This is a genomic window from Frankia sp. CoBUL1, from assembly GCF_978021245.1.
In genome coordinates, this window is the sequence record NZ_CDXDOS010000115.1 from 1 (window position 1) to 544 (window position 544).

A 544-nucleotide genomic window follows, 5' to 3' on the forward strand; every position below is an offset into this window, starting at 1 on the left:
CAGTGTCTGCCGGTACGGATGCTCGGATCGCTGGCCATAGACCAATGCACGAATATGATCGTGCAGCTTCGGTACAGCTTCCGTCTGTACCCGACTCCTGGTCAGGTACAGGCGCTGGCGCGGACGTTCGGGTGCGCGCGGGTGGTGTACAACGATGCGCTCCGCGCCCGGGAGACCGCCCGCGCGGCCGGGCTGCCGTTCCCGAAGACCGGCGACCTGTCCAAGCTGCTGATCACCGAGGCGAAGAAGACCCCGGAACGAGTCTGGCTCGGCGAGGTGTCAGCGGTCGTTCTGCAGCAGTCCCTACGGGACCTCGACACGGCGTACCGGAACTTCTTCGACGGGCTGAAGGGCAAGCGCCCGAGGATGGGCCCACCCCGGTACAAGTCGAAGCGGGACAGCCGCCAGTCGGTCCGGTTCACCGCGAACGCCCGCTGGGCCATCACTCGCGGCGGGAAACTACGCCTTCCGAAGATCGGCGACGTCGACGTCCGCTGGTCGCGGCGGCTGCCCTCGACACCGTTGACAGTGACGGTGATCCGGG

Annotated in this window: 1 protein-coding gene; it reads left to right on the top strand. The window is 67.1% G+C overall.

Going from position 1 to position 544, the window contains the following annotated elements; all coding sequences use genetic code 11:
* Positions 1-54 precede the first annotated feature (54 nt).
* Positions 55-544 (top strand): RNA-guided endonuclease InsQ/TnpB family protein (locus AC08OX_RS10295; RefSeq protein ID WP_476607604.1); only part of this gene is annotated, 490 nt, incomplete at its 3' end.